The organism is Rhodopseudomonas sp. RCAM05734, assembly GCF_052658035.1.
In genome coordinates this window covers 4624702-4650094 of the sequence record NZ_CP199742.1, presented here as the reverse complement: position 1 = coordinate 4650094, position 25393 = coordinate 4624702, and the positions used below count along the sequence as shown (strand labels likewise).

General features: G+C 64.4%; 22 protein-coding genes and 2 tRNA genes. 19 read left to right on the top strand and 5 right to left on the bottom strand.

Going from position 1 to position 25393, the window contains the following annotated elements; genetic code table 11:
* The first annotated feature begins 51 nt into the window (after positions 1-51).
* Together ACUXVA_RS21915 and ACUXVA_RS21910 are read left to right on the top strand one after the other, a co-directional pair.
* Positions 52-786 (top strand): tRNA-uridine aminocarboxypropyltransferase, encoded by a 735-nt coding sequence (locus ACUXVA_RS21915; protein WP_265078383.1) that lies wholly within the window; start codon positions 52-54, stop codon positions 784-786.
* Between the two features lie 150 nt (positions 787-936).
* Positions 937-1010: transfer RNA gene (locus ACUXVA_RS21910), tRNA-Cys, on the top strand.
* Between the two features lie 91 nt (positions 1011-1101).
* Here the strand turns inward: ACUXVA_RS21910 and ACUXVA_RS21905 are convergent.
* Positions 1102-1278, bottom strand: coding sequence for a hypothetical protein (locus tag ACUXVA_RS21905; RefSeq protein ID WP_265078384.1), 177 nt, complete (start codon positions 1276-1278; stop codon positions 1102-1104).
* Between the two features lie 55 nt (positions 1279-1333).
* Between ACUXVA_RS21905 and ACUXVA_RS21900 the strand changes: the two genes are divergently transcribed.
* The 6 genes from ACUXVA_RS21900 to ACUXVA_RS21875 all read left to right on the top strand — a co-directional run bounded on the left by ACUXVA_RS21900 (position 1334) and on the right by ACUXVA_RS21875 (position 8469).
* Positions 1334-1705 (top strand): hypothetical protein, encoded by a 372-nt coding sequence (locus tag ACUXVA_RS21900; RefSeq protein ID WP_445488069.1) that lies wholly within the window; start codon positions 1334-1336, stop codon positions 1703-1705.
* A gap of 230 nt (positions 1706-1935) precedes the next feature.
* Positions 1936-2010: transfer RNA gene (locus tag ACUXVA_RS21895), tRNA-Asn, on the top strand.
* Between the two features lie 124 nt (positions 2011-2134).
* Entirely contained in the window at positions 2135-2800 is a 666-nt protein-coding gene (locus tag ACUXVA_RS21890) for a protein-L-isoaspartate O-methyltransferase family protein (RefSeq protein ID WP_265078385.1), read from the top strand.
* A 216-nt stretch (positions 2801-3016) separates the two neighbouring features.
* A complete protein-coding gene (locus tag ACUXVA_RS21885; protein WP_445488066.1) occupies positions 3017-4408 on the top strand; it encodes a TolC family outer membrane protein in 1392 nt (463 codons plus the stop codon).
* Positions 4409-4666: 258 nt separating this feature from the next.
* Positions 4667-5425, top strand: a complete 759-nt coding sequence (locus ACUXVA_RS21880) for a PopZ family protein (RefSeq protein WP_445493331.1) — start codon at positions 4667-4669, stop codon at positions 5423-5425.
* A 170-nt stretch (positions 5426-5595) separates the two neighbouring features.
* Positions 5596-8469 (top strand): valine--tRNA ligase, encoded by a 2874-nt coding sequence (locus ACUXVA_RS21875; RefSeq protein WP_445488064.1) that lies wholly within the window; start codon positions 5596-5598, stop codon positions 8467-8469.
* Between the two features lie 172 nt (positions 8470-8641).
* Here the strand turns inward: ACUXVA_RS21875 and ACUXVA_RS21870 are convergent, their stop codons facing one another.
* Entirely contained in the window at positions 8642-9265 is a 624-nt protein-coding gene (locus ACUXVA_RS21870) for a DNA-3-methyladenine glycosylase (protein WP_265078388.1), read from the bottom strand.
* A gap of 151 nt (positions 9266-9416) precedes the next feature.
* On the opposite strand from ACUXVA_RS21870, the gene lipA reads away from it, so the two are divergent.
* Together lipA and ACUXVA_RS21860 are read left to right on the top strand one after the other, a co-directional pair.
* The gene (lipA, locus tag ACUXVA_RS21865; RefSeq protein WP_445488062.1) at positions 9417-10385 is read left to right on the top strand and encodes a lipoyl synthase; all 969 of its coding nucleotides are present in this window, start codon (positions 9417-9419) and stop codon (positions 10383-10385) included.
* 9 nt (positions 10386-10394) lie between these two features.
* The gene (locus ACUXVA_RS21860) at positions 10395-10853 is read left to right on the top strand and encodes a type II toxin-antitoxin system RatA family toxin (protein ID WP_265078390.1); all 459 of its coding nucleotides are present in this window, start codon (positions 10395-10397) and stop codon (positions 10851-10853) included.
* Positions 10854-11032: 179 nt separating this feature from the next.
* On the opposite strand, the gene ACUXVA_RS21855 is transcribed toward ACUXVA_RS21860, so the two are convergent.
* Positions 11033-11656, bottom strand: a complete 624-nt coding sequence (locus ACUXVA_RS21855; RefSeq protein ID WP_265078391.1) for a CinA family protein — start codon at positions 11654-11656, stop codon at positions 11033-11035.
* The gene (locus tag ACUXVA_RS21850; protein ID WP_265078392.1) at positions 11657-12838 is read right to left on the bottom strand and encodes a bifunctional 2-C-methyl-D-erythritol 4-phosphate cytidylyltransferase/2-C-methyl-D-erythritol 2,4-cyclodiphosphate synthase; all 1182 of its coding nucleotides are present in this window, start codon (positions 12836-12838) and stop codon (positions 11657-11659) included.
* A 257-nt stretch (positions 12839-13095) separates the two neighbouring features.
* On the opposite strand from ACUXVA_RS21850, the gene dusB reads away from it, so the two are divergent.
* From dusB to hflX, 8 genes are all read left to right on the top strand, one after another.
* Entirely contained in the window at positions 13096-14103 is a 1008-nt protein-coding gene (gene dusB / locus ACUXVA_RS21845) for a tRNA dihydrouridine synthase DusB (RefSeq protein ID WP_265083703.1), read from the top strand.
* The gene (locus ACUXVA_RS21840; protein ID WP_265078393.1) at positions 14100-15260 is read left to right on the top strand and encodes a two-component system sensor histidine kinase NtrB; all 1161 of its coding nucleotides are present in this window, start codon (positions 14100-14102) and stop codon (positions 15258-15260) included. Before dusB ends, ACUXVA_RS21840 begins: the two co-directional genes overlap by 4 nt.
* Positions 15261-15281: 21 nt before the next feature.
* Complete coding sequence (gene ntrC / locus ACUXVA_RS21835; protein WP_265078394.1) at positions 15282-16724, top strand: nitrogen regulation protein NR(I); 1443 nt, start codon at positions 15282-15284, stop codon at positions 16722-16724.
* A 350-nt stretch (positions 16725-17074) separates the two neighbouring features.
* Positions 17075-19360 carry an ATP-binding protein gene (locus ACUXVA_RS21830; RefSeq protein ID WP_445488058.1) on the top strand — a complete coding sequence of 762 codons (2286 nt, stop codon included), beginning with the start codon at positions 17075-17077 and terminating at the stop codon, positions 19358-19360.
* 28 nt (positions 19361-19388) lie between these two features.
* The gene (gene ntrX / locus ACUXVA_RS21825) at positions 19389-20759 is read left to right on the top strand and encodes a nitrogen assimilation response regulator NtrX (RefSeq protein WP_265078395.1); all 1371 of its coding nucleotides are present in this window, start codon (positions 19389-19391) and stop codon (positions 20757-20759) included.
* Positions 20760-20801: 42 nt separating this feature from the next.
* Positions 20802-21659, top strand: a complete 858-nt coding sequence (locus tag ACUXVA_RS21820) for a D-amino-acid transaminase (protein ID WP_265078396.1) — start codon at positions 20802-20804, stop codon at positions 21657-21659.
* A 184-nt stretch (positions 21660-21843) separates the two neighbouring features.
* Positions 21844-22092, top strand: a complete 249-nt coding sequence (hfq, locus tag ACUXVA_RS21815) for an RNA chaperone Hfq (RefSeq protein ID WP_006020546.1) — start codon at positions 21844-21846, stop codon at positions 22090-22092.
* A gap of 11 nt (positions 22093-22103) precedes the next feature.
* Complete coding sequence (hflX, locus tag ACUXVA_RS21810) at positions 22104-23492, top strand: GTPase HflX (protein ID WP_265078397.1); 1389 nt, start codon at positions 22104-22106, stop codon at positions 23490-23492.
* 114 nt (positions 23493-23606) lie between these two features.
* Here hflX and mazG read toward each other — a convergent pair whose 3' ends face one another.
* Positions 23607-24419 carry a nucleoside triphosphate pyrophosphohydrolase gene (gene mazG / locus ACUXVA_RS21805; RefSeq protein ID WP_445488052.1) on the bottom strand — a complete coding sequence of 271 codons (813 nt, stop codon included), beginning with the start codon at positions 24417-24419 and terminating at the stop codon, positions 23607-23609.
* A 151-nt stretch (positions 24420-24570) separates the two neighbouring features.
* On the opposite strand from mazG, the gene queC reads away from it, so the two are divergent.
* Positions 24571-25287 (top strand): 7-cyano-7-deazaguanine synthase QueC, encoded by a 717-nt coding sequence (gene queC, locus ACUXVA_RS21800; RefSeq protein ID WP_265078398.1) that lies wholly within the window; start codon positions 24571-24573, stop codon positions 25285-25287.
* Positions 25288-25393: the final 106 nt, after the last annotated feature.

The following is a 25393-nucleotide window of genomic DNA, read 5'->3' as shown; positions in this document are numbered from 1 at the left end:
CGGTCTGGTCACAACTGTTGAAGCCGGCGGCGGCGCGGCGTATGACGGACCATGTCAAAAAATTCAGAACTGAAAGCCGGTGATGCGCCCGAAGCGATCCCGGAATGTCCGCGCTGCCAGAAGCCTGTGCCGCTGTGCGTCTGCGACAGCATCACGCCGATCGAGAACAAGCTGAGCATCCTGATCCTGCAGCATCCGCAGGAGCAGGACCGCGCGCTCGGCACCGCCCGGGTCGCCGCAGCCCATTTCAAGAACGCCGTGGTCAAGGTCGGCCTGTCGTGGCCGAGCCTGGCGAAGGCGCTCGGCCGTCCGGTCCAGGACCAATCGCGCTGGGCCGTATTGTATCTCGGCTCCGCAAAGGTCGCCGACTTCGAGACCGACCGCGACATCCTGGCCATCGACCGCAAGGGCGAAGCCGAGGAGAACCAGCGCGCGCTGCTCAAGGACATCCAGGGCATCGTGATCCTCGACGGCACCTGGAGCCAGGCCAAGGCGCTGTGGTGGCGCAACGCCTGGATGCTGAAGCTGCAGCGGGTCATTCTCGGACCGGCAAAGCCATCGCTGTACGGCAAGCTGCGCAAGGAACCGCGCAAGGACGGGCTGTCCACCATCGAGGCGGCGGGCATGCTGATCGCCCGGCTGGAAAAGCGCCCCGATGTCGAAGAAACCCTCAATGCGGCGTTCGAACGCATGCTGGCGACCTATCGCCAGGCGCAAAGCACCATTCCGGAGCTGGCGCCGAAGCCAAAACCGAAACGTGACTACCGCCGCAAGAAGCGGGCCTGACCGCTCGCTGGCCCCTCGGACGATCCGACACCGGATGGTGCCGGGTCGGCACGGGAGAGGCCGGGGAGGGCCGCCATCCACGGCGGCTCAGGTAAGATTTCAGCGGGGCATTGCCTAAACGGCGAACCAACTGTAACAAAGCGCCAATGGGGCCATGTGGCGGAGTGGTTACGCGCCGGTCTGCAAAACCGTTTATTCGGGTTCGATTCCCGACGTGGCCTCCATCACTCCAACCGACATCTCAGGCTGAGGATCCGTGCTTTGCACGGGAGGCGGTTGAGTCGCCTGTCTCTGGCAGGCGACGCAACGAATGCGTCAGCAAGAGGCTTCCCAGCCGTCGGGGAACGGAACCAGCGGCCACGCGGTGCCATTGTCGTTGGCGGCCAGGGGAACCTCTGAGAAGAAGGTCTGCAGGCTGGCGAGATCCTGCGGATCCGGCTCCATTTCAGTCCTGACCATATCCAGCAAAAGTTCGAATTCAGCTTCGCTCATCGTCACGCTCCCTGTCTGGGCGCAACTTGGCGAAAAGCATTTGTGATGCCGTTGAATGGATCGCTCAAATTGTATCGATCCACACGCCGCAGACAGCTTGGTTACCGGCCTATTGCCGCAATCCCGAAAATGGTTCGATTCGGAAACGCCGAGCGCGCCGCTACACGCGCCGTCCTTCCAGACGCAGAATGCCTTCAATCCGCTGGAATCGGGCGCGCCGCTATTCGATGGGAACCGCGAGTCGGCCGATCAACAGGGCAAGTTCGTCGAGGCGGTCGCTGTCGTGGGTTTGCACCGCTGCAGCCAGCCGGATCAGGCATTCGTCATCGCTGACGAAGGGCAGGGAGGCAGGGTCGACGTGGGGGAGCGTGGATCGCGTCTGAATGGCCGGCATGAAATACCTCATTCGATTCGAAACTTCGCCTAGTCTCATGCCGGATTGCGACGTTTTGGCGATTCAATAATGGATTCGCCGGGGACGCGCCGCAGTCCCTTGTGGCCCAAGCGCATCCAACGACGCGGCAGAAAGGCCTGTAAAATCGAGTCTTTCTGCATTTTCCCAGCAAAAAAGACGCTTGTTGGGTGTCCGGGCATTTCCCGCTTTGCAACGCGAGAATGCTTTGTTATACGCTGCGGCCTGCGAAGCAATTCGCCTGTTCCCTGGTAGCTCAGTGGTAGAGCATTCGACTGTTAATCGAATGGTCGCTGGTTCGAATCCGGCCCGGGGAGCCAAAATTTCCGTCACATGACCGGTCGCTGACCTCCGTGGCGTTGCCTTTCAAGCAACCTTGCATCAGACTTGGCACTGCCGTAATTCCTTGCTGAGGAAGTTACAGCCACTTGCAAGGGATCGCCCATGTCCGATTTTTCGACCGCCCGCCAGAAGATGGTTGATGGTCAGGTGCGTCCCAGCGATGTGACCGATCTCAGGATCATCGACGCCATGCTGGCGGTGCCGCGCGAAGACTTCATCCCCGCCAGCCAGCGGGCGCTGGCCTATCTGGACATCGATCTCGACATCAGCGCGCCCGGCGCGGACAAGCGCTTCCTGATCAAGCCGGTGGTGCTGGCGCGGATGCTGCAGGCCGCCGACATCAAGCCAACCGATAATGTGCTGGTGGTCGGTTGCGCCACCGGCTATTCGGCCGCCGTGGTGGCGAAGCTGGCCGCGCGGGTGACTGCGACCGAAGGCGGTCCGGCTCTGGTGGCCAAAGCCCGCGATTGCCTGGCGAAGCTCGGCTCGGCCAATGTCGAATGCGTGGCGGCTATGGCTGCCGATGGCTACGCCGCCAACGCCCCCTACGATGTGATCGTGCTGGTCGGCGCCACCGAGATCGTCCCCGCGGGGCTGTACAAGCAGCTGGCGCCCGGTGGGCGACTGCTCGGCGTGTTTGCCATGGGCCTGCCGCAGCGCGCGATGATCGTCACCCACTCTCAGGATGATTTCGGAACCCGGGCGCTGTTCGATGCGGCAGTTCCGGTGCTGCCGGGGTTGGAGAAACGTCCGGCCTTCGTTTTCTAGGGGGACATAGACCTGTATTGTGCGCGCGGCATTTCAAGTGTGGCTTGGATGTCCCAGCTGCCAAGTTTTCACAGGAATAAGCCACCGGAGCCGGCTCCCGGGGTTCCGTCTCGCGGTTGCGAGGAATATGGTGAGTGAAGACTCAAGACTTAACGACCCGGGTCCCGAGCCCGCATTGTGGCTCGGCCGGTGAACGGCATAGATGGAATACCTCGAATGGGTGGCGTAAAAGTCCTTACCGGCGCTGCGACTGCGGCCCTCTTGCTGGCATTTGTCGGCGCTACGCCCGTCCGGGCCGATACGATCGAGGCTGCGCTGATCCGCGCCTACCAGAATAACCCCCAGCTCAATGCCCAGCGCGCCTCGGTGCGCGCCACTGACGAGAACGTTCCCCAGGCTCTGTCGGGCTATCGCCCTAAGGTCGCCGTGACCGCGAGCGCCGGCTACCAGTACACCGATGCCGTGGCCACCTCTCAGCTCGGCGCGTCTCATCTGACCGGCACACAGGTTCCGCGCTCCGTGGGCGCGACCGTGACGCAGACGCTGTTCAATGGCCAGCAGACCGCCAACCGCACCCGTGCCGCCGAAGGCCAGGTTTCGTCGGCTCGCGAAGGCCTGCGCGTTCTCGAGCAGTCGGTGATGCTGGCGGCCGCCACCATCTACATGGACTATCTGCGCGACTCAGCCACTTTGGAAGTTCAGCGCAGCAACGTCCGCGTGCTCGAGCAAACGCTGAAGCAGACCCGCGACCGCTTCAATGTCGGCGAAGTGACCCGCACCGACGTGGCACAATCGGAAGCGCAGCTTGCCGCTGGCCGCACGCAGCAGCCGACTGCCGAATCCACCCTGACCACCACGCGATCGAATTTTCGCCGCATCATCGGCAGCGAGCCGGTCGCGCTCGCTGCCGGTTCGCCGGTCGATCGCTTCCTGCCTTCGACCTTGCCTTCCGCCATCGACCTCGGCTTGACCGAGAACCCGAATGTGACCGCGGCAATGTTCGGCATCGACGTCAGCTTCCTCAACGTCAAGGTCAGTGAAGGCGCGCTGTTTCCGACTGTGACGCTGCAAGTCGGCGCGCAGCAGGCTTGGGAATCGTCGATCTCGAGTCCGCGCGGCTTCACGGCGTCTGCGGTGACCCAGATCTCGGTGCCGATCTATCAGGGCGGCGCCGAATACGCGCTGATCCGCCAGTCCAAGGAATCGCTCGCCCAGCAGCGTCTGGTGCTGGAACAGACCCGGGATCAGACCCGCGCCAGCGTGGTGCAGGCATGGGGACAGTTGCTGGCGGGCAGGGCGCAGGTGTCGTCGGCGCAGGCCCAGGTGTCGGCATCGGAAATCGCGCTCAATGGCGTGCGCGAGGAAGCCAAGGCCGGCCAGCGTACCACGCTGGACGTGTTGAATGCACAGCAGGCGCTGGTCAACGCGCGCGTTGCGCTGGTCACGGCCCAGCATGACCGCGTCGTGGCATCATATGCGGTGCTCAATGCGGTCGGCCGGCTGTCGCCGACCGTGCTCAAGCTCTCCACCACGGTCTACGATCCCAGCGTCCACTACCAGCAGGTGCGCGATAGCTGGGGCGGCGTGCGGACCCCCGACGGCCGCTGAGCGACGTTCGGCGGCTGCGCAAAGGGCTGTCCGCACAGCCCTTTGCTTGCAATCGATTGTTGCGATGACGTAACTTTCCCTCAGGTAGCAAGGCGATTCGACGCGCGATCGGCGTGACATGCGCTTGGTCGGGCATTGCTTGATCTGGGGACAAGTCGGGCTGGCGCGATGAAAAGCCCGCCCGCACATCGAGAACCGGCAAATCGAGCCTCGTCTGGTGTAAATGTGGACGAGGATGTTGATGATGTGGAGTCGGACATGACGCAGCCTGCAAAGGTCCAGGAACCCTCCATGGAGGAGATTCTGGCGTCAATCCGACGCATCATCGCCGATGACGAAGCCAAGCCCGTCGCCGCTGAGCCTGTACCCGCGCCGCAACCGGTGAAGCCGGAACCGCCGAAGCCCGCAGCCGTCGCGCCGAAGCCTGCGGCGATGACCAACATTCCTCCGTCGGCCATTCCCGCTGCGCAGGCCGCCGTCGCAAAGGCCGCGCCGCCTGTGCCCAAGCCGGCACCGGCGCCGGAGCCTGCGGCTACCAACGGGCAGGACGACATTGACGCTCTGCTGGCCGGTCTCGATGCCGCCACGACCGAGGAGGAGGTCCGGCCGCCGCTGCCCGACGGCGACGTGTTCGAATTGACAGACGACATGGTGCTGCCTGATCCGGAGCCCGAACCTGCTTTCCAGCACGTCGAGCCCGAGGACGACCTGGAATTCGCCGAAGCGGTCGCCGCAACTACCGAGCGCCCGCGGTCACCGGTATTCGATCCGCCGTCTTACGACCCGCCGCCGGCGCCCCAGCAGCAGATACTGTCGCATTCTACCGTATCGGCCGTGGAATCTGCCTTCAACACGCTGGCCAATACAGTGCTGAGCAACAACGCCCGTACGCTGGAGGATCTCGTCAAGGAGATGCTGCGGCCGATGCTGAAGTCCTGGCTCGACGACAATCTGCCTGGTCTGGTCGAGCGCATCGTCAAGGCCGAAATCGAGCGGGTTTCGCGCGGCGGCCGTTAGTCGCCCGGGAGCCCGCCACCGCTCCATGCTGCCTTTGTCTGGCCGCTGCGGCCAATTATACCTGCCATCATGTTGACTTGGCGCCCGCTGGCGGGTTTCTAGCGCGTTCGGCCTGCGCACCCGCCAAGGTGTCGAGAAGGCGCCGAAAACTCCTGACCGATTGAATTGTCATGATCGAAAAGACCTATCAGCCCGCAGATATCGAAGGCCGCATGGCCGCCGCTTGGGAACAGGCCGGTGCGTTCAAGGCCGGACGCGCGGACCGCATCGACGCCGAGCCCTATACGATCGTGATCCCGCCGCCCAATGTGACAGGCTCTCTGCACATGGGTCATGCGCTGAACAACACGCTGCAGGACGTGCTGTGCCGCTTCGAGCGCATGCGCGGCCGCGACGTGCTGTGGCAGCCCGGCACCGACCACGCCGGCATCGCCACTCAGATGGTGGTCGAGCGCCAGCCGATGGAGCGCAAGGAGCCCGGTCGCCGCGACATGGGCCGCGAGAAGTTTCTCGAGCGCGTCTGGCAATGGAAGGCCGAGAGCGGCGGCGTCATCGTCAATCGGCTGAAGCGCCTCGGTGCCTCCTGCGACTGGTCGCGCGAGCGTTTTACGATGGACGAGGGGCTGTCCCGCGCCGTCGTGAAAGTGTTCGTGCAACTGCACCGCGAAGGCCTGATCTACAAGGACAAGCGTCTGGTCAACTGGGATCCGAAGCTGCTCACCGCGATCTCCGATCTCGAAGTGCAGCAGATCGAGGTCAAGGGAAACCTGTGGCATCTGCGCTATCCGCTGCAGGGCAAGACATTCGATCCCGACGACGCCAGCACCTTCATCGTGGTCGCCACCACGCGCCCGGAAACCATGCTCGGCGACAGCGCCGTGGCGGTGAACCCCGACGATGAACGCTACACCCACCTGATCGGCAAGCATGTCGTGCTGCCGCTGGTCGGCCGCCTCATTCCAATCGTCGCCGACGAATATTCCGACCCCGAAAAGGGGTCCGGTGCCGTCAAGATCACCCCGGCGCACGACTTCAACGACTTCGAAGTTGGCCGCCGGCACAACCTGCCGCAGATCAGCATTCTCGACACCGAGGGCCGGCTGGCGCTCGAGGACAACGAGGACTATTTGCGCGGTCTGCCCGTTGGCTCCGAGCAACTGGTCGATGAGTTGAACGGCATGGAGCGCTTCGCCGCGCGAAAAAGCATTCTGGTGCGGCTGGAGGATTTCGGCTTTCTCGAGAAGGTCGAGCCCAACACCCACATGGTGCCTCACGGCGATCGCTCCGGCGTGGTCATCGAGCCCTATCTGACTGACCAGTGGTACGTCGATGCCAAGACCATGGCACAGCCGGCGATCGCCGCGGTGCGCTCGGGCGAAACAACCTTCGTGCCCAAGAACTGGGAGAAGACCTACTTCGAGTGGATGGAGAACATCCAGCCCTGGTGCATCTCGCGCCGGCTGTGGTGGGGCCATCAGATCCCGGCCTGGTACGGACCGGACGGCAAGGTGTTCGTCGCCGAAACCGAGGAAGAAGCTGTCGGGAACGCGCTCGGCTATTACGTCGAGCAGGAAGTCATTACCGCAGAGCAGGGCCATGACATGGCACTAGATCCGGAGAAGCGCGCCGGCTTCATCACGCGTGATGAAGACGTGCTCGACACCTGGTTCTCGTCGGCGCTGTGGCCGTTCTCGACGCTCGGCTGGCCCGACGATACCACCGACGTGGAGCGCTACTACCCGACCAACGTGCTGGTCACCGGCTTCGACATCATCTTTTTCTGGGTCGCCCGGATGATGATGATGGGCATGCACTTCATGAAGGAAGTGCCGTTCCCGACGGTCTACATCCACGCCCTCGTCCGCGACGAGAAGGGCGCCAAGATGTCGAAGTCGAAGGGCAACGTCATCGACCCCCTGCACCTGATCGACGATTACGGCGCCGATGCGCTGCGCTTCACGCTGGCCGCCATGGCCGCGCAGGGCCGCGATATCAAGCTGGCGCCGCAACGCGTCGAGGGTTACCGCAACTTCGCGACCAAGCTGTGGAACGCGTGCCGCTTCGCGGAGATGAACGAGTGCTTCCTGCCGCCGGATTTCGATCCGACCAAGGCAACCGAAGTGGTCAATCGCTGGATCGCGCACGAGACCGCACGCGCCACCCGTGAGATCACCGAAGCCATCGAAGCCTATCGCTTCAACGACGCTGCCGGCGCCGCCTATCGCTTCGTCTGGAACGTGTATTGCGACTGGTACCTCGAACTGGCCAAGCCGGTGATGATGGGCGAGGATTCGCCCGCCAAGACCGAGACCCGCGCCATGGTCGCGTGGGCGCGCGACGAGATCCTCAAGTTGCTGCATCCGTTCATGCCCTTCATCACCGAAGAGCTGTGGGCGGTGACCGCGCCGCGCTCGGGCCTGCTGGCGCTGGCGCCGTGGCCGCTGAAGGCGCGCGGCCTGACCCAGGAGCAGGAAGCGCTGATGATCGCCACTGCCGCCAGCGATCCGCTGGTGACGCCGATCCTGATGGCCACGCCGGATCCCGTGGCCGACTTCCGCGATGACGCCGCTGAAGCCGAGATCGGCTGGGTGGTCGATCTGGTCACCGCGGTGCGCTCGGTGCGTGCCGAGATGAACATCACCCCGGCGACCTTGACGCCGCTGGTGCTGGCCGGCGCCTCCGCCGAGACCCAGGCGCGCGCGGTGCGCTGGAGCGACGTGATCAAGCGGCTGGCACGCCTCGGCGAGGTGTCATCGGCCGATCGTGCCCCCGACGGCTCGGTGCAACTGCTCATCCGCGGCGAAGTCGTCGCACTGCCCCTGAAGGGCGTGATCGATGTCGGCGCCGAACAGGCGCGACTCGCCAAGGAACTGGCCAAGGCCGAGGCCGACATCAAGCGCGTCGATGCCAAGCTCTCCAACGAGAAATTCGTCGCCAACGCGCCGGAGGAGATCGTCGAGGAAGAGAAGGAAAAGCGCGCCGAGGCCGTGGCCCGCAAGGAAAAGGTGCTGGAGGCCATGGAGCGGCTCAAGAGCGCGGTGTAAAGCTACTCTCGTGCCCCGGACGCTGCGCAGTACGTCTCGAAGCGACGTGGTGCGCTGCAGATCCGGGGCCGTTGCGGACGCTGTCGCCCGTGACGGTCCCGGCTCTGCGGAGCAGCGTTGTCGGCGAAGCTTCGCTTCGCCTGCGCTGCACCGCGTCCGGGACAAGACAGCCTCACTTCGAAAACGGCTTGCTCAGAAACTTCGAGCCTTTCAGCCCGTAGCGCCACGGCAGTTCCACCGCTTTGGTGAGGCCGATGCGCGTCCCGGATATCACCTCGGGCGCCTCGGTCCGCGCCAGAATGTCGAATGGCGGGGCGTCCAGCGCCAGCCCGTTATGGGCATGGGTGATCCCCAAGGCCTGACACAGTTTTCCCGGCCCCGAGCACAGCAACCGCTCGTCCTCAAGCCCGCGCCGCAATTGCATCTCGCCGATTCCGAACGTCGGCTGCAGGGCGCGGATCAGCACGGCGCTGGCCGAGCCCTCCTTCTCGCAGACGAAATTGACGCACCAGTGGATGCCGTAGGAGCGGTAGACATAGACAAAGCCGGGTGGCCCGAACATCACCATGTTGCGCGGCGTCGGCCCGTTGAACGAATGCGCCGCCGGGTCGGTGTGGTGGTAGGCCTCGACCTCGACGATGATACCGCCGACGCCGTTGACCAGCAGCGTGGCACCGATCAGCTCGGGCGCCACCTCATGAACGCTGCGCGCGAAGAAGCCGCGCTTGAGCGGCTTTCCCAGGCCCTTTGCAGGGGCGGGAGCGGTTCGACTTGGGACTCTTGGGCTTTGAGGCATTCAATTGGGCTTGCAAGGGCTTGGCAGGCATGAAGGGCCGACGGGTGCGGCAGGGCATCCGGCATGCTAATGACCAAGCCACGGCAAGGCGAGTGGGTTGCGGGTCACGGCGCGGCGGATTACCTAGAGTTTCACTCAGAATGGACAGTCAATGGTCGTCGTCCTCGATACGGTTTCCACCAACCAGTTGCGCCCGCGTCACCCCGAAAAGGTGAACCGGCCGGATTCGGCCTCGCCGCCGAAACCGGACTGGATCCGGGTTCGCGCGCCGACCACGCGCGGCTATGGCGACACCCGCAAGATCGTCAAGGAAAACGGCCTGGTCACCGTCTGCGAGGAGGCTGGCTGCCCCAATATCGGCGAGTGCTGGGACAAGAAGCACGCCACCTTCATGATCATGGGGGACACGTGCACGCGCGCCTGTGCGTTCTGCAACGTCAAGACCGGGATGCCCGGGGCGCTCGACGCGGCGGAGCCGGAGCATGTGGCGCTGGCGGTGTCGAAGCTGGGCTTGCATCACGTGGTCATCACCTCGGTCGACCGCGACGACCTCGCCGATGGCGGCGCCGAGCACTTTGCCCAGACCATCCGCGCCATCCGCGCCATCCGCGCGGCATGCCCGACCACCACCATCGAGATCCTGACGCCGGACTTTTTGCGCAAGCCGGGCGCGATGGAGATCGTTGTCGCAGCCAAGCCGGATGTCTTCAACCACAATCTGGAGACGGTGCCGTCGGGCTATCTGACGGTACGGCCCGGCGCGCGATATTTCCATTCGATTCGCCTGCTGCAGAAGGTCAAGGAGATCGACCCGACCATCTTCACCAAATCGGGAATCATGGTCGGGCTCGGCGAGCAGCGCCATGAGGTGCTGCAGGTGATGGACGACCTGCGTTCGGCAGACGTCGACTTCCTGACCATCGGCCAGTACCTGCAGCCGACGCGAAAACATCACGCGGTCATGCGTTACGTCACTCCCGACGAATTCGCCGGCTATGAGAAGGTCGCCTATACCAAGGGCTTCCTGATGGTGTCGGCGAGTCCGCTGACGCGCTCGTCGCACCACGCCGGCGAGGATTTTGCAAAACTGCAGGCGGCACGCGCTGCACTCGCGCGCTGAGACGATCCGATGCCTCAATTCGCCAGCAAGCGCCGGGTCCGGCACAGCGCATCGCAGATGTTCGACCTCGTGGCCGACGTGGAGCGCTATCCGGAGTTCGTGCCGCTGTGCAAGGCGCTGAAGATCCGCCAGCGCACGACAAAACCTGACGGCACCGAGGTGATCGTCGCGGACATGACGGTCGCGTTCAAATTGATCCGCGAGGCCTTCACCAGCCGCGTGACGCTGGACCGCGCCAACCTCAAGATCATGGTGGAGTATCTGCAGGGCCCGTTCAGCAATCTCGAGAACCGCTGGACCTTCGAGCCGAAGTCCGACACCGAATGCGATGTCGGTTTCTTTCTGTCCTACGAATTCAAGAGCCGGATGCTCGGCATGCTGATGGGCACCATGTTCGACACCGCGTTCCAGCGCTTTTCTGCGGCGTTCGAGAAGCGCGCCGATCAGGTCTACGGGGCCAAGAGCTGAGGTTCCCCGGACGCGGCGCAGCCCGGCAATGCGAAGCATTGCCGAGAAGGCCTGCTCCGCAGATCCGGGGCCGTCTCATGCGACGTCAAACGAGAAGATCCCGGATCTGCGGAGCACCGTTTCGGACGATGCTGCGCATCGTCGCTCACGCTGCACCGCATCCGGGAAACGTGGAACAGTTACTTTTCGGGTTTTGGCTTCGGCTTCAGCGGCCCGGCGCGGTGGCGTTTGACGGCCGCTCGGCGCGGCGTGCGCGCGACCCGCGGCCGTGCCAAGCTGGCCGCTTCGCGTTTCTTGACCGGCGGCTGCGGTCCCCGCGCCAGTTCCATCAACATCCGCAAGGCTTCCACCACCGAGCGCTGCCGCACTGGGCCGCGGCCGATGGCGCCGAAGCGACACTCGCGATTGAGAATGCGGCCATCGCGCGAAGCGACGGCGAAATGGACCAGGCCGACCGGTTTGCCCGGCGTCGCGCCGCCGGGGCCGGCAATGCCGGTGATCGACACCGCGAGATCGACACCTGCCTTTTCCAGCGCACCCACCGCCATCTGCGTCGCGGTCTCCTTGCTGACCGCACCGAACGTCGACAGCGTCGCAGCGCGCACGCCGAGCATCGCGCGCTTGGCGTCGTTGGAGTAGGTGACGAAGCCGCGGTCGATCACATCGGACGAGCCGGGAATGTCGGTCAGCGCTGCCGCCACCATGCCGCCCGTGCAGGATTCAGCGGTCGCAATGGTCAGCTTGCGGCTGCGGCAGAGATCCAGCAGCGCACGGGACAGGGCACGGGCGTCGCTGCCGCTCATCTAGTCACTCCAGGGCAGGCGGATGGTGGCGCACGCCGTGGCAGCGATGCCTTCCTCGCGACCGGTGAAGCCGAGGCGCTCGCTTGTGGTGGCCTTCACCGCCACGCGCGAGATCGCAACGCCGGTGATCTCGGCAATGCGCGCCCGCATGACATCGCGGAGCGGCCCGATCTTCGGCCGTTCGCAGATCATCGTGACCTCGAGATTGGCCACGCGTCCGCCACGCGCGGTGACGCGGTCGACGGCGTATTTCAGAAACTTGTCGGAGGCCGCGCCTTTCCATTGCGGATCGCTCGGCGGAAAGTGCGAGCCGATATCGCCGTCCGCCAGCGCGCCGAGGATGGCATCCACCAGCGCATGCAGGCCGACGTCGCCGTCAGAGTGCGCGAGGAAGCCGCGCGTATGCGGCACCCGCACGCCGCAGAGCATCAGGTGATCGCCGTCGCCGAAGGCGTGCACGTCATAGCCGGTGCCCATGCGGATATCGCCGAGCGCAGCAGCAAGACGCGCTTCCTCGCGCACAAAATCTTCCGGTGTGGTGAGCTTCATGTTTGCAGGATCGCCTTCAAAGGTTGCCACCGTCAATCCTGCCCATTCGGCGAGTGCGGCGTCGTCGGTGAAATCGTCGCGGCCCTCGCGCGCCGCACGACGATGGGCTTCGAGAATGACGTCGAAGCGAAATGCCTGCGGCGTCTGCGCAAAGCGCAAGCGCCCTCGGTCCGGCGTGGCTTCCACATGGCCGGCATCGCCGACCTGCTTGATGGTGTCGGTGACGGCAATTGCGGGCACCGCGGCGCCGGTGATTCCGGCGGCGGCGATGGCGCGCGAAATCAGGGCAGGGGTCACGAAGGGCCGCGCGGCGTCGTGAATCAGCACGACATCGGGCGGATTGCCGGCCAATGCCTCAAGGCCGGCGCGGACCGAGGCTTGCCGGCTGGCGCCGCCGTTTGCTGGATGATCGTACCGCAAATGACCGACGGCCTCGTTGAACATGGCCATGTCGTCGGGATTGAGGACCGGTTGAACCGCCGCGATGTCGGGATGTGCACAGAACGGCTCCATCGCGCGGGCGATGACAGTGCGCCCGGCAATCGTGCGGTATTGCTTCGGTCCGCCGGAACCGGCGCGCAATCCGCGTCCGGCAGCGACGACAATGGCGGCAGATCTTGTCGATTTCGTCATCAGGCTCAACTGATTAAGGGGTAAGCTGTGGGCGCACAGCCATTACCATGCCGGACGGCAAAAACAGCATGTTTCCCTCGGCGTGAATGATCAACAACGCAATGCTGCACTGCACTTGCAAAATCAGCACATCTGTCTAATGTCTAGGCATGACGGTTGATTGCACAAGAAATGTGCGCAAGATACGTTCAACCGCATCGTAGCGTACAAAGGACAGTAGGTCTGTGACCGCCCTGGAATCACCAAACCACAAGTCGTTGCGGATCGGCGACATCGAAATCGCGAACCGTGTGGTTCTGGCACCGATGACCGGCATCACGGATGTGCCGTTCCGGCGGCAGGTGGCCCAACTCGGCGCCGGCCTCGTCGTCTCAGAAATGACGGCAAGCGCCGATCTCGTCAATGGCCGACCGATGTCTGTTTTGCGCGTTGAGGCGACCGGCCTGGGCCCGCACGTGGTCCAGCTGGCCGGCTGCGAGGCCCGCTGGATGGCCGAGGGCGCGCGCATCGCCGAAGCCGGCGGCGCCGATATCATCGACATCAACATGGGTTGCCCCGCCCGCAAGGTCACCGGCGGCACCGGCCAGTCCGGCTCAGCGCTGATGCGCAACCTCGATCACGCACTGACGCTGATCGACGCCACGGTCGCGGCGGTCAAGGTGCCGGTGACGCTGAAAATGCGGCTCGGCTGGGACGACAATTCGCTCAATGCGCCGGAGCTGGCGCGCCGCGCCGAAGCGGCCGGCGTGCAGTTGATCACGGTGCACGGCCGCACCCGTTGCCAGTTCTACAAGGGCGAGGCGGATTGGGGCGCGGTGCGCGCGGTCCGCGACGCGATCGATATTCCGCTGATCGTCAACGGCGACATCACCTCCTACGAGAAGGCGCTGACCGCGCTGGAACTGTCCGGCGCCGACGCCGTGATGGTGGGCCGCGGTGCCTATGGGCGCCCCTGGGTGCCCGGCCAGATTGCCCGTCGCCTGCAGAGCGGTGCAGCAGAGGCCGAGCCGGCGCTCGCCGTGCAACTTTCCTACGTCCGCACGCTCTACGAGGAAATTCTCAGCCATTACGGCGTCCATGTCGGGCTGCGCCATGCACGAAAACATCTCGGCTGGTCGCTCGATGCGGCCGCAGCCGCCAGCGACGCGCCACCGGACGTTCTGAGAAGCTGGAAACAGAAGATTCAAACCGCCGAGGCCCCCGCAGGCGTACACCGTTCGCTTGACGAGGCGTTTGACGCCTTCGCATGGAGTGCTGCCGCATGACAGCCGTCGCAGGACACCGCCACCCGATTTCCACCGACAGCGAGGCGATTCTCAACGCCTTGCCCAATCCGGTGCTGCTGATCGCACCCGACGGCAAGATCGTCGACGCCAACATGGCAGCGGAATCGTTTTTCGAGATCTCGACCCAGTTCCTGCGGCGCCAGTCGCTGAAGGAACTGGTGCCGTTCGGCAGCCCGCTGCTGGCGCTGATCGATCAGGTTCGCGACTCCGGCTCGCCGGTCAATGAGTTCAAGGTCGATCTCGGCACGCCGCGGATCGGCAGGGATCGCCAGGTCGATCTCCATGTCGCGCCGTTGAGCGAACGGCCCGGGCATATCGTGGTGATGCTGCAGGAACGCACCATCGCCGACAAGATGGACCGCCAGCTCACCCATCGCAGCGCCGCACGCTCGGTGATCGCGCTCGCCGCGATGCTGGCCCATGAGATCAAGAATCCGCTGTCAGGCATTCGCGGAGCCGCGCAGCTGCTGGAGCAGGCGGCATCGTCCGAAGACCGCATGCTGACACGGCTGATCTGCGACGAGGCCGATCGCATCGTGACCCTGGTCGATCGTATGGAGGTGTTCGGCGATGATCGCCCGGTGGCGCGCGGTCCGGTCAACATCCACTCTGTGCTCGACCATGTGAAACGGCTCGCGCAGTCGGGCTTTGCCCGCAACATCCGCTTCATCGAGGAATACGACCCGTCATTGCCGCCGGTGCTGGCCAATCAGGACCAGCTCATCCAAGTGTTCCTCAACCTGGTGAAAAATGCCGCCGAGGCCGTCGCGGAACTGGGCCACGACGGTGAGATCCAGCTCACCACTGCGTTCCGGCCTGGCGTTCGGCTGTCGGTGCCGGGCAAGAAGACCCGCGTCTCGCTGCCGCTGGAATTCTGCGTCAAGGACAATGGCCCCGGCGTGCCGGACGACCTGTTGCCGAACCTGTTCGATCCCTTCGTCACCACCAAGCCCACCGGAAGCGGCCTGGGTCTTGCATTGGTTGCCAAGATTGTCGGCGATCATGGCGGAATCATCGAATGCGAATCCCAGCCGCGGAAGACGATTTTCCGAGTGCTGCTGCCCATGTTCAACGCTGCCAAAAACTTCGAACCGAGCAACGGCGACGTCCCGGCGACGTCGCCGCACACCTCCTAAAAACCAAGATGAGAAATGACAATGGCCGCTGGTAGCATTCTGGTTGCAGACGACGACACTGCGATCCGCACCGTCCTGAATCAGGCCCTTTCCCGCGCCGGATATGAGGTTCGCCTGACTGGCAACGCCGCCACGCTGTGGCGCTGGGTGAGCCAGGGCGAGGGCGATCTCGTCATCACCGACGTGGTGATGCCCGATGAGAACGCCTTCGACCTGCTGCCGCGCATCAAGAAGATGCGGCCCAACCTGCCGGTCATCGTGATGAGCGCGCAGAACACCTTCATGACGGCGATCCGCGCGTCGGAGCGCGGCGCCTATGAATATCTGCCGAAGCCGTTCGACCTCAAGGAACTGATCGCCATCGTCGGCCGCGCGCTGGCGGAACCGAAGGAGCGCGTCGCCAGCGTTGCCGATGACGGCGAGTTCGATTCGATCCCGCTGGTCGGCCGCTCGCCGGCCATGCAGGAAATCTACCGCGTGCTGGCGCGCCTGATGCAGACCGACCTGACGGTGATGATCTCCGGCGAGTCCGGCACCGGCAAGGAACTGGTGGCGCGCGCGCTGCACGACTACGGCAAGCGCCGCAACGGGCCCTTCGTTGCCGTCAACATGGCAGCGATCCCGCGCGACCTCATCGAATCCGAACTGTTCGGCCATGAGCGCGGCGCCTTCACCGGCGCCAACACCCGCGCCTCCGGCCGGTTCGAGCAGGCCGAGGGCGGCACGCTGTTCCTCGATGAAATCGGCGATATGCCGATGGAGGCGCAGACCCGCTTGCTGCGCGTGCTGCAGCAGGGTGAGTACACCACGGTCGGCGGCCGAACCCCGATCAAGACCGACGTGCGCATCGTTGCGGCCTCCAACAAGGACCTCCGGATTCTCATCCAGCAGGGCCTGTTCCGGGAGGATTTATTCTTCCGCCTCAACGTCGTGCCGCTGCGTCTTCCTCCTTTGCGTGAACGCATCGAGGATCTCCCGGACCTGATCCGGCATTTCTTTGCGCTGGCCGAAAAGGATGGCCTGCCGCCCAAGAAGCTCGACGCCCTGGCGCTGGAGCGCATGAAGCAGCATCGCTGGCCCGGCAACGTCCGCGAGCTGGAGAACCTGGCCCGCCGGCTGGCGGCGCTCTATCCGCAGGATGTCATCACCGGCTCGGTGATCGACGGCGAACTGGCACCGCCTGCGGTGGTGTCCGGCGGCAGCCCCCAGAACGGCGTCGACAACCTCGGCGGCGCCGTCGAGGTCTACCTGTCCTCGCACTTCTCGAGCTTCCCGAACGGCGTGCCGCCGCCCGGCCTCTATCACCGCATCCTGCGCGAGATCGAAGTACCGCTGCTCACAGCGGCACTGGCGGCGACGCGCGGCAACCAGATCCGTGCAGCCGATCTGCTCGGCCTCAACCGCAACACCCTGCGCAAGAAGATTCGCGATCTGGATATCCAAGTCTATCGCACCGGCGGGTAGGGCGCCGCGCACAGGGACTAACCTCGCCCCGCTCTTGCGGGGAGAGGTCGGAGCCGAGCGATAGCGAGGCTCCGGGTGAGCTGTTAGTGTTCGCTCGCAGCCGCTCCTCACCCGACTCGGACGACCTCGGTCCTTCGAGCGCCCCTCTACCCGCAGGACCCGGGCGAGGGAAACGCATCAGATCGAGCAATTCCACGTCATCGCGACGTGAAACCGGCACGACTGCGCTTTCCGCGGCTTTTACACGCCGCGGAATTGTCGTAATTGAGCAACATTGTTGTATGATTGCATCAGTACGTGTCGGGCTCGATCCCGCGACGACATGGCGTTCACGCTCACCAAAATCCGGAATGACCAGCGCAGACACGTCGCCCCCAGCGTTTGAAGCATCGCCGGCTGAACCGCGCCGATGGACTCTGCGCCGGCTGCTGCCGCCGATTGCCGTCGGTCTGGCGCTGCTGTCGGCCTTCCTGACCTTTGTCGTCCTGACCGGGCTGACGCCGATCTCGCCGACCCACAACGTAGTCGTCACCTTCCTGCTGATCAACGCGACCGCCGTGTTCCTGCTTGTGGTCATTATCGCCCGCGAAGTCTGGAAGGTGGTGCAGGCCCGCCGCCGCGGGCGCGCCGCCGCCCGGCTGCATGTCCAGATCGTCAGCCTGTTCTCGGTGATCGCGGTGATTCCCGCGGTGCTGGTCTCGATCGTCGCCAATGTCACCCTCGATCGCGGCCTCGACCGGCTGTTTTCGGGGCCGACCCGCGAGGTGATCCAGAACTCCCTGATCGTTGCCAATGCCTATCTCCACGAACATGCGCAGCTGATCCGCGGCGACATCCTCGGCATGGCCAACGACATCGCCCATGCGCGGCCGTTATACGACCAGGACCGCGGCACCTTTCGCAGCCTGCTGACGGCCAGCGCGGCGTCGCGCAACCTGCCGGGGGCGATGATCATCGACAAGGACCGCAATGTCCTGGAATCGGCGCAGACCGGCATCCGCCAGGACTTTACGACCCCGGCCGCCGACTTTCTGAAGAATGTCGATGAGACCGAGCCGCAAATCGCGGTGTTCATCGAAGCCAATTACGTCGCCGCGGTGATCCGGCTGCGCGCCTTCGACGATACCTTCCTCTATGTGGCGCGGCTGCTCGATCCACGGGTGGTGGCGCAACTGCGCCAGACCCAGGCCAGCGTCGCCGAATATGCCGACCTCGAATCCCGCCGGCTCGGCGTCCAGGTGGCCTTCGCGCTGATGTTCACGGTGATCGCGCTGACGGTGCTGATGTCGTCGGTGCTGATCGGACTGAACTTCGCCAACTGGCTGGTGACGCCGATCCGCCGTCTGATGGGCGCCGCCAATGCGGTGTCGACCGGCGACCTGCATGTGCGGGTGCCGGTGATCCAGTCCGAAGGCGATCTGGCGCATCTCGGCGAGACCTTCAACAAGATGACCCAGGAGCTGCGCACCCAGCGCGACGAACTGGTGTCGGCCTCCGACGTCATCGACAGCCGCCGCCGCTTCATCGAGGCGGTGCTGTCCTCGGCCAGTGCCGGCATCATCGGGGTCGACGGGGCCAACAGCATCGGCATCCTCAACCGCTCGGCGGAAAAGCTGATCGGCCATTCGGAATCCGAGACCCTCGGCCACCCCCTGCACGAAATCATCCCCGAACTCGACGAGATGATGCAGACCGTGCGCGAGGGCTCGCAGCGGCTGGTGCAGGGCCAGATCAACATCGCGCGCGGCGGCCAGGAGCGGGTGCTGTCAGTGCGCATCAGCGCCGAGCAGACCAGCCAGTCGCGCGACAGCTACATCATCACCCTCGACGACATCACCGAGCTGGTGTCGGCGCAGCGCACTTCGGCCTGGGCCGACGTCGCCCGCCGCATCGCCCACGAGATCAAGAACCCGCTGACGCCGATCCAGCTCTCGGCAGAGCGCATCAAGCGGAAATTCGGCAAGGTGATCGTCGCCGACAAGGCGATCTTCGAGCAGTGCACCGACACCATCGTCCGCCAGGTCGACGACATCCGCCGCATGGTCGACGAGTTCTCGAAGTTTGCACGGATGCCGAAGCCGGTGATCGAGGGCGAGGATGTCGCCGATACGGTTCGCCAGGCCGTGTTCCTGATGCGGGTCGGGCATCCCGACGTCGATATCGAGGCCGAGATCAAGGAAGAGCCGATGCGCGCCCGGTTCGATCGCCGGCTGATCTCGCAGGCACTGACCAACATCATCAAGAACGCCACCGAGGCCATCGAGGCGGTGCCGGCGGAAGAGCTTGGCAAGGGCCGCATCGAGGTGATCGCCGCGCGCGAGGGCGAGGACATCGTCATCGACGTGATCGACAACGGCATCGGTCTGCCCACGGTGAGCCGGTCGCGGCTGCTGGAGCCCTATGTCACGACGCGCGAGAAGGGCACCGGCCTTGGTCTCGCCATTGTCGGGCGCGTTCTGGAGGACCACGGCGGGCGAATCGAGCTCAACGATGCCTCTGACATCCGGCCCGGTGCCCGCGGCGCATGGATGCGATTGCGCTTTGCGATTTCCGGCCAGAAGCCCGATGCGGCAAACGCCGAGCCAAAAGCCGCGCAGAGCAACGAAATCAAGACCGTCGCCGTGAGCGGCAACTGACCGAACGAAAAAAGACAGAGCGCATCCCATGGCAAATGACATTCTCATCGTCGATGACGAAGCCGATATTCGCGATCTGGTGGCGGGCATCCTCGAGGACGAAGGCTTCACCACGCGCACCGCGCGCGACAGCGACAGCGCACTGGCGGAAATCTCCAACCGCCGTCCCAACCTGGTGTTCCTCGACATCTGGCTGCAGGGCAGCAAGCTGGATGGTCTGCAACTGCTCGAACAGGTCAAGCGCGACCACACCGAAATGCCGGTGGTAATGATTTCCGGCCACGGCAATATCGAGACCGCCGTCGCTGCCATCAAGCGCGGCGCCTATGACTTCATCGAAAAGCCGTTCAAGGCCGACCGCCTGATCCTGGTGGCGACGCGGGCGCTGGAAACCTCGCGGCTGAAACGCGAGGTCAAGGAACTCAAGCAACTCGCGCCGGTGGCAAGTTCGCTGACCGGCCGTTCGGCGGCCATGAACCAGTTGCGCCAGACCATCGACCGCGCGGCAAAGGCCAACAGCCGCATCCTGATCGTCGGCCCGTCCGGCGCCGGCAAGGAACTGGCGGCGCGCACGCTGCACAATGCCTCGCAGCGCGCCGAAGGCCCGTTCGTCGTCATCAATGCCGCGGCGATCACGCCGGAGCGCATGGAGGTCGAACTGTTCGGTATCGAGCAGACCAACGGCGAACAGGCCCGCAAGGCCGGCGCGCTGGAGGAAGCCCATGGCGGCACGCTGTTCCTCGACGAGATCGGTGACCTGCCACGCGAGACCCAGAACAAGATCCTGCGCGTGCTGGTCGACCAGACGTTCACGCGGGCGGGGGGCACCACCAAGGTCCATGTCGACGTCCGCATCATCTCCTCCACCGCGCGCAATCTCGAGGAGGAAATCGCCGAAGGCCGCTTCCGCGAGGATCTCTATCACCGCCTCTCGGTGGTGCCGATCCGCGTGCCGCCTTTGTCCGAGCATCGTGAGGACATTCCGGAGCTGATCGAGTATTTCATGGAGCAGATTTCGGTGGCCACCGGCCTGCCGAAACGCCAGATCGGCCAGGACGCCATGGCCGTGCTGCAGTCGCATGTCTGGCCCGGCAACATCCGGCAGCTCCGCAACAACGTCGAGCGCGTGATGATTCTCGCCGGCGGCGGCCCGGAGGTGATCATCACCGCCGACATGCTGCCGCAGGACGTCGGCTCCATGGTGCCGTCGATGCCCACCAGCAACAATGGCGAGCACATCATGGGTCTGCCCTTGCGCGAGGCCCGCGAAGTGTTCGAACGCGATTATCTGATCGCCCAGATCAGTCGTTTTTCCGGGAATATCTCGCGCACCGCGGAATTTGTCGGTATGGAACGCTCGGCCCTGCACCGCAAACTCAAGGCGCTCGGCGTCGGCTAACTCGCTCGCTGTCACTCAAATCCTCAGCCATCAGGACGTCCTATGTCGCGCATTGCCTATGTAAACGGTCACTATCAAAACCTGCGCGATGCCGCCGTGAATGTCGAAGACCGCGGCTATCAGTTCGCCGACGGCATCTATGAGGTCTGCGAAATCATCGGCGGCAAGATGGTGGATTTTCCCCGCCATATGGCGCGGATGCAGCGCTCGCTGCGCGAGCTGCGCATGGCCGAGGCGATGCCGCTGGCATCCTTGAAGATCGTGATGCAGGAGGTGATCCGGCGCAACCGCATCAGCTACGGCATCGTCTATCTGCAGATCAGCCGCGGCGTCGCCCACCGCGACCATGGCTTTCCGTCGCCGGAGGTGAAGCCGAGCCTGGTCATCACCGCCAAGTCGCTCAACTTTGCCAAGAACCAGGCCCAGGCCGCGCGCGGCGTCAAGGTGATCACCACCGCCGAAAACCGCTGGCCGCGCGTCGACATCAAGACCGTCGGTCTGTTGCCGAACGTGCTGGCGCGCCAGGAAGCGCGCGACAAGGGAGCCTATGAGGCCTGGTATGTGGATGCCGACGGCTTTGTGACCGAGGGCGCCTCGTGCAACGCCTGGATCGTCACCCGCGACGGCAAGGTGGTCACGCGCAGCGCCGAACGTGGCATTTTGTCGGGCATCACCCGCGCGGTTCTGATCGAGGTGCTGGAGTCGCTGCAGCTCAAGCTCGAAGAACGGAACTTCACGCCGGAGGAGGCTTATCAGGCCGCCGAGGCTTTCGTTTCCTCGGCGAGTCAGATTGTAATGCCCGTCATCAGCATCGACGGCAAAACCATTGGCGACGGCAAGCCGGGCGCGATCGCCACGCGATTGCGCGAGGAATTTCATCGATTTTCGGCGATTTCCTGAGATTTGCCTCAGATTTGCCCGGCCGTTGGCTGAACTGGCTTGCCTAAAAAGCTTGCCTGCCCTCTAATCAATTCGTCGCGCTCCCGGAGGGGGATCTCAGGGAAACGCGGCGGCCAGTCGACGCTCCGGAGAGAGCTGCGTCAGGTTAAAAAAAAACAAGCACAACAAACTGCGGGATAAAAAAATGGCGGCAGACCGCGCACAGAATCTACAGGACACCTTCCTCAACCACGTACGTAAAACAAAGACGCCCCTGACGATCTTTCTGGTCAACGGAGTGAAGCTGCAGGGTATTGTCACATGGTTCGACAATTTCTGTCTGCTGCTGCGCCGTGATGGTCACTCTCAGCTTGTGTACAAACACGCAATCTCGACCATCATGCCGGGCGCTCCGATCCAGCTGTTCGAAGGCGGCGAGGACGCACCAGCTTGAGATTAAACTGATTGGAACCCCGGAGCTTCGAAGGGGGCGTTGACCGTCCTGGGTCAGCGCAAGGCGAACACAGCGGGCGGGTGGTAGTCATCGGCCCGTATTTGCGTGAACGGCGTGGCGACGCCGAATCGCAAGCGCAGATTCATGTCCGCAATGCCGACGCCCGGCTCGAGGAAGCCGTCGGTCTGGCGCGGGCCATCGACCTGACCATCGCCGAGGCGATCGTCGCGCCGCTCGCCCAGATCCGGCCGGCCACCTATCTCGGCAAGGGCAAGGTCGAGGAAATCCTCGGCCTGATCGCCGGCCATGACATCGAGCTGGTGGTGATGGATTGCGCGCTATCGCCGATTCAGCAGCGCAACCTGGAAAAGGAATGGAACACCAAGGTGCTCGACCGCACCGGGTTGATTCTGGAAATTTTCGGCCGCCGCGCCAAGACCAAGGAGGGCGCGCTGCAGGTCGAACTCGCCCATCTCAACTATCAGCGCAGCCGGCTGGTGCGGTCATGGACCCATCTGGAGCGCCAGCGCGGTGGCTTCGGCTTCATGGGCGGCCCCGGCGAAACCCAGATCGAGGCCGACCGCCGGCTGATCGGCGACCGCATCACGCGCATCGAGAACGAGATCAAGAAGGTCCAGGCGACGCGCCGGCTGCATCGTGCCGGCCGCCAGCGCGTGCCCTATCGCGTCGTGGCGCTGGTCGGCTACACCAACGCCGGCAAGTCTACGCTGTTCAACCGGCTGACCCGCGCCGAGGTCACCGCCGCCGACATGCTGTTCGCGACGCTCGATCCGACCTTGCGCGCGCTGACGCTGCCGCATGGCGGCAAGGCGATGCTGTCGGACACAGTCGGCTTCATTTCGAACCTGCCGACGCAACTCGTCGCCGCCTTCCGCGCCACGCTGGAAGAGGTGCTGGAAGCCGATATCATCCTGCACGTCCGCGACATCTCCCATGAAGACGCCGACGCCCAGCAGAGCGACGTCGACAAGGTGCTGCAGCAGCTCGGCATCGACGCCGAGGCCGGCGGCCGCATCCTCGAAGTCTGGAACAAGATCGACCGGTTCGACCCCGAGCAGCGCGAGAACCTCGCCAACATCGCCGCGCGCCGTCCGCCGGAAAAGCCGTGCTTCATGGTCTCAGCTGAAACCGGCGAGGGCATCGATGCATTGCTCAACGCCATCGAGGAGCGGCTGGCGGCGGCGCGGATCACACTCGACCTGACCATCGCCGCTTCCGACGGCGCCGGCATCAGCTGGCTGCATCGCAACGCCGAGGTGCTGGTCAAGGAACTGCATGACGATCATTTCGACATGACCGTACGCGTCGACGAGACCAAGCGCGACATCGTGATGAGCAAGTACAAGGCCGTGCAGCATCCTGACGATGCGACGGGGTAAGCGATAGCAACGCTTTCACTGACGTCACAGCTCTTCCTTTCCCTCCCCCGCGTGCAGCGAAGCTGCGCGTGGTGGGGAGGGAATCCATCAGCGTTGCGCTACTACAATTCGTGGCTACTCCGTTCCCTTCGCCGCATTCCACAGCGCATCCATCTCTTCCAGCGTCGCGTCCTGCAGCGTGCGCCCCTTCGCCGCCAGCGCCTGTTCGATATAGGCAAACCGCCGTTCGAATTTCGCGTTGGTGCCGCGCAGTGCCTGATCCGGATCCGCGTCGACATGGCGCGCCAGGTTGACCACGGCGAACAAGAGGTCGCCGGTCTCCGCCGCCAGTTCGGCCTTGTCGCCGGCGTCGAGCGCCGCTTCGATCTCGTCGGCTTCCTCGCGGATTTTCGCCAGCACCGCACGCGGGTCGTTCCAGTCGAAGCCGACGGTCGAGGCCTTGTTCTGCAGCGCCGTGGCGCGGCTCAGCGCTGGCTGCCCGGCCTTGACGCCGGCCAGAAGCGATGACGGTGCGGCGACTGCGGGACGGCGCGCGGCGCGTTCGGCCTTTTCCTCGGCCTTGATGCGGTCCCACACGCCCTTGACGTGGGCGGGGGTGATATTGCCGTCGGCATCGGCGAAAACATGGGGATGCCGGCGGATCATTTTTCGCGTAATGGCCTCGACCACGTCGCCAAACGCGAAGGCCTGCTGTTCCTCGGCCATGCGGGCGTGAAACACCACCTGCAGCAGGAGATCGCCGAGTTCCTCGCAGAGATCGCCGAGGTCGTTGTTGGCGATGGCGTCGACGACCTCATAGGCCTCCTCGATGGTGTAGGGCGCGATGGTCGCAAAGGTCTGTTCGAGATCCCAGGGGCAGCCCGTGCCGGGCGTGCGTAACCGCGCCATGATTTCGATGAGGCCGGCAATGTCGCGGGAAGGGGTCATTGAAGCTCCGAGCCGTAAGGCGGATGAGGCGAAGCCGTCATCCGCCGACGTTGCCGCCATATGAATTCGGCCGGCGGGTTACGCTTCGCTAACCCGCCCTACAAAACGACGCAACTTTCCCGCTGCCGCGCCAGATGCTAATGGCACGTCCATGACCGACGATCTTTCACAAGAAACCGCTCTGGTGCTGTTCTCCGGCGGCCAGGATTCCGCCACCTGCCTGGCCTGGGCGCTGGCAAGGTTCAAGCGTGTCGAGATGCTCGGCTTCAGCTACGGCCAGCGCCACCTGATCGAACTCGACAGCCGCGAAAAGTTGCTCGACGGGATCAAGGCGCTGAACCCAGGCTGGGCCGCCAAGCTGGGCGACAGCCATACGCTGGACATCCCGACGCTGAGTGTGATCTCCGACACCGCGCTGACCCGCGACGTGGCCATCGAGATGGGGGCAGGCGGGCTGCCCAACACCTTCGTGCCCGGCCGCAACCTGGTGTTCCTGACCTTCGCCGCCGCGCTGGCCTATCGCCGCGGCATCGCCCACATCATCGGCGGCATGTGCGAGACCGACTATTCCGGCTATCCGGACTGCCGCGACGACACCATCCGCGCGCTGCAGACCGCGCTTAATCTCGGCATGGACCGCCAATTCGAACTGCACACGCCATTGATGTGGCGTGACAAGGCAGCGACCTGGGCGCTGGCCCATGAACTCGGCGGCGCCGGTCTGGTGGACCTGATCCGCGAGCACTCCCACACCTGCTATCTCGGCCAACGCGGCGCGCTGCACGACTGGGGCTATGGCTGCGGCAAATGTCCGGCGTGCGAGCTGCGGGCGAAGGGATGGCGGGAGTTTTCGGCGAGACCGGCATAGTCTCGTGTCCCGGACGCGCTGCAGCCTGGCGAAGCGAAGCTTCGCGCGGAAGTGCTGCCGCGCAGAACCGGGACCGTAACGAGCTCCGGCATTTGGTACGGCCCCG

Excerpts from the sequence above, each read along its gene's own strand:
- ACUXVA_RS21840 (WP_265078393.1), top strand. The coding sequence starts at position 14,100 with ATGACAGCCGTCGCAGGACACCGCCACCCGATTTCCACCGACAGCGAG.
- ACUXVA_RS21880 (WP_445493331.1), top strand. The coding sequence starts at position 4,667 with ATGACGCAGCCTGCAAAGGTCCAGGAACCCTCCATGGAGGAGATTCTG.
- ntrC (WP_265078394.1), top strand. The coding sequence starts at position 15,282 with ATGGCCGCTGGTAGCATTCTGGTTGCAGACGACGACACTGCGATCCGC.
- ACUXVA_RS21875 (WP_445488064.1), top strand. The coding sequence starts at position 5,596 with ATGATCGAAAAGACCTATCAGCCCGCAGATATCGAAGGCCGCATGGCC.
- ACUXVA_RS21885 (WP_445488066.1), top strand. The coding sequence starts at position 3,017 with ATGGGTGGCGTAAAAGTCCTTACCGGCGCTGCGACTGCGGCCCTCTTG.
- ACUXVA_RS21900 (WP_445488069.1), top strand. The coding sequence starts at position 1,334 with ATGGATCGCTCAAATTGTATCGATCCACACGCCGCAGACAGCTTGGTT.
- ACUXVA_RS21905 (WP_265078384.1), bottom strand. The coding sequence starts at position 1,278 with ATGAGCGAAGCTGAATTCGAACTTTTGCTGGATATGGTCAGGACTGAA.
- hfq (WP_006020546.1), top strand. The coding sequence starts at position 21,844 with ATGGCGGCAGACCGCGCACAGAATCTACAGGACACCTTCCTCAACCAC.
- ACUXVA_RS21855 (WP_265078391.1), bottom strand. The coding sequence starts at position 11,656 with ATGAGCGGCAGCGACGCCCGTGCCCTGTCCCGTGCGCTGCTGGATCTC.
- ACUXVA_RS21830 (WP_445488058.1), top strand. The coding sequence starts at position 17,075 with ATGACCAGCGCAGACACGTCGCCCCCAGCGTTTGAAGCATCGCCGGCT.
- lipA (WP_445488062.1), top strand. The coding sequence starts at position 9,417 with ATGGTCGTCGTCCTCGATACGGTTTCCACCAACCAGTTGCGCCCGCGT.
- ACUXVA_RS21820 (WP_265078396.1), top strand. The coding sequence starts at position 20,802 with ATGTCGCGCATTGCCTATGTAAACGGTCACTATCAAAACCTGCGCGAT.
- ntrX (WP_265078395.1), top strand. The coding sequence starts at position 19,389 with ATGGCAAATGACATTCTCATCGTCGATGACGAAGCCGATATTCGCGAT.
- ACUXVA_RS21890 (WP_265078385.1), top strand. The coding sequence starts at position 2,135 with ATGTCCGATTTTTCGACCGCCCGCCAGAAGATGGTTGATGGTCAGGTG.
- ACUXVA_RS21915 (WP_265078383.1), top strand. The coding sequence starts at position 52 with ATGTCAAAAAATTCAGAACTGAAAGCCGGTGATGCGCCCGAAGCGATC.
- ACUXVA_RS21860 (WP_265078390.1), top strand. The coding sequence starts at position 10,395 with ATGCCTCAATTCGCCAGCAAGCGCCGGGTCCGGCACAGCGCATCGCAG.
- ACUXVA_RS21850 (WP_265078392.1), bottom strand. The coding sequence starts at position 12,838 with ATGACGAAATCGACAAGATCTGCCGCCATTGTCGTCGCTGCCGGACGC.
- queC (WP_265078398.1), top strand. The coding sequence starts at position 24,571 with ATGACCGACGATCTTTCACAAGAAACCGCTCTGGTGCTGTTCTCCGGC.
- mazG (WP_445488052.1), bottom strand. The coding sequence starts at position 24,419 with ATGACCCCTTCCCGCGACATTGCCGGCCTCATCGAAATCATGGCGCGG.
- ACUXVA_RS21870 (WP_265078388.1), bottom strand. The coding sequence starts at position 9,265 with ATGCCTCAAAGCCCAAGAGTCCCAAGTCGAACCGCTCCCGCCCCTGCA.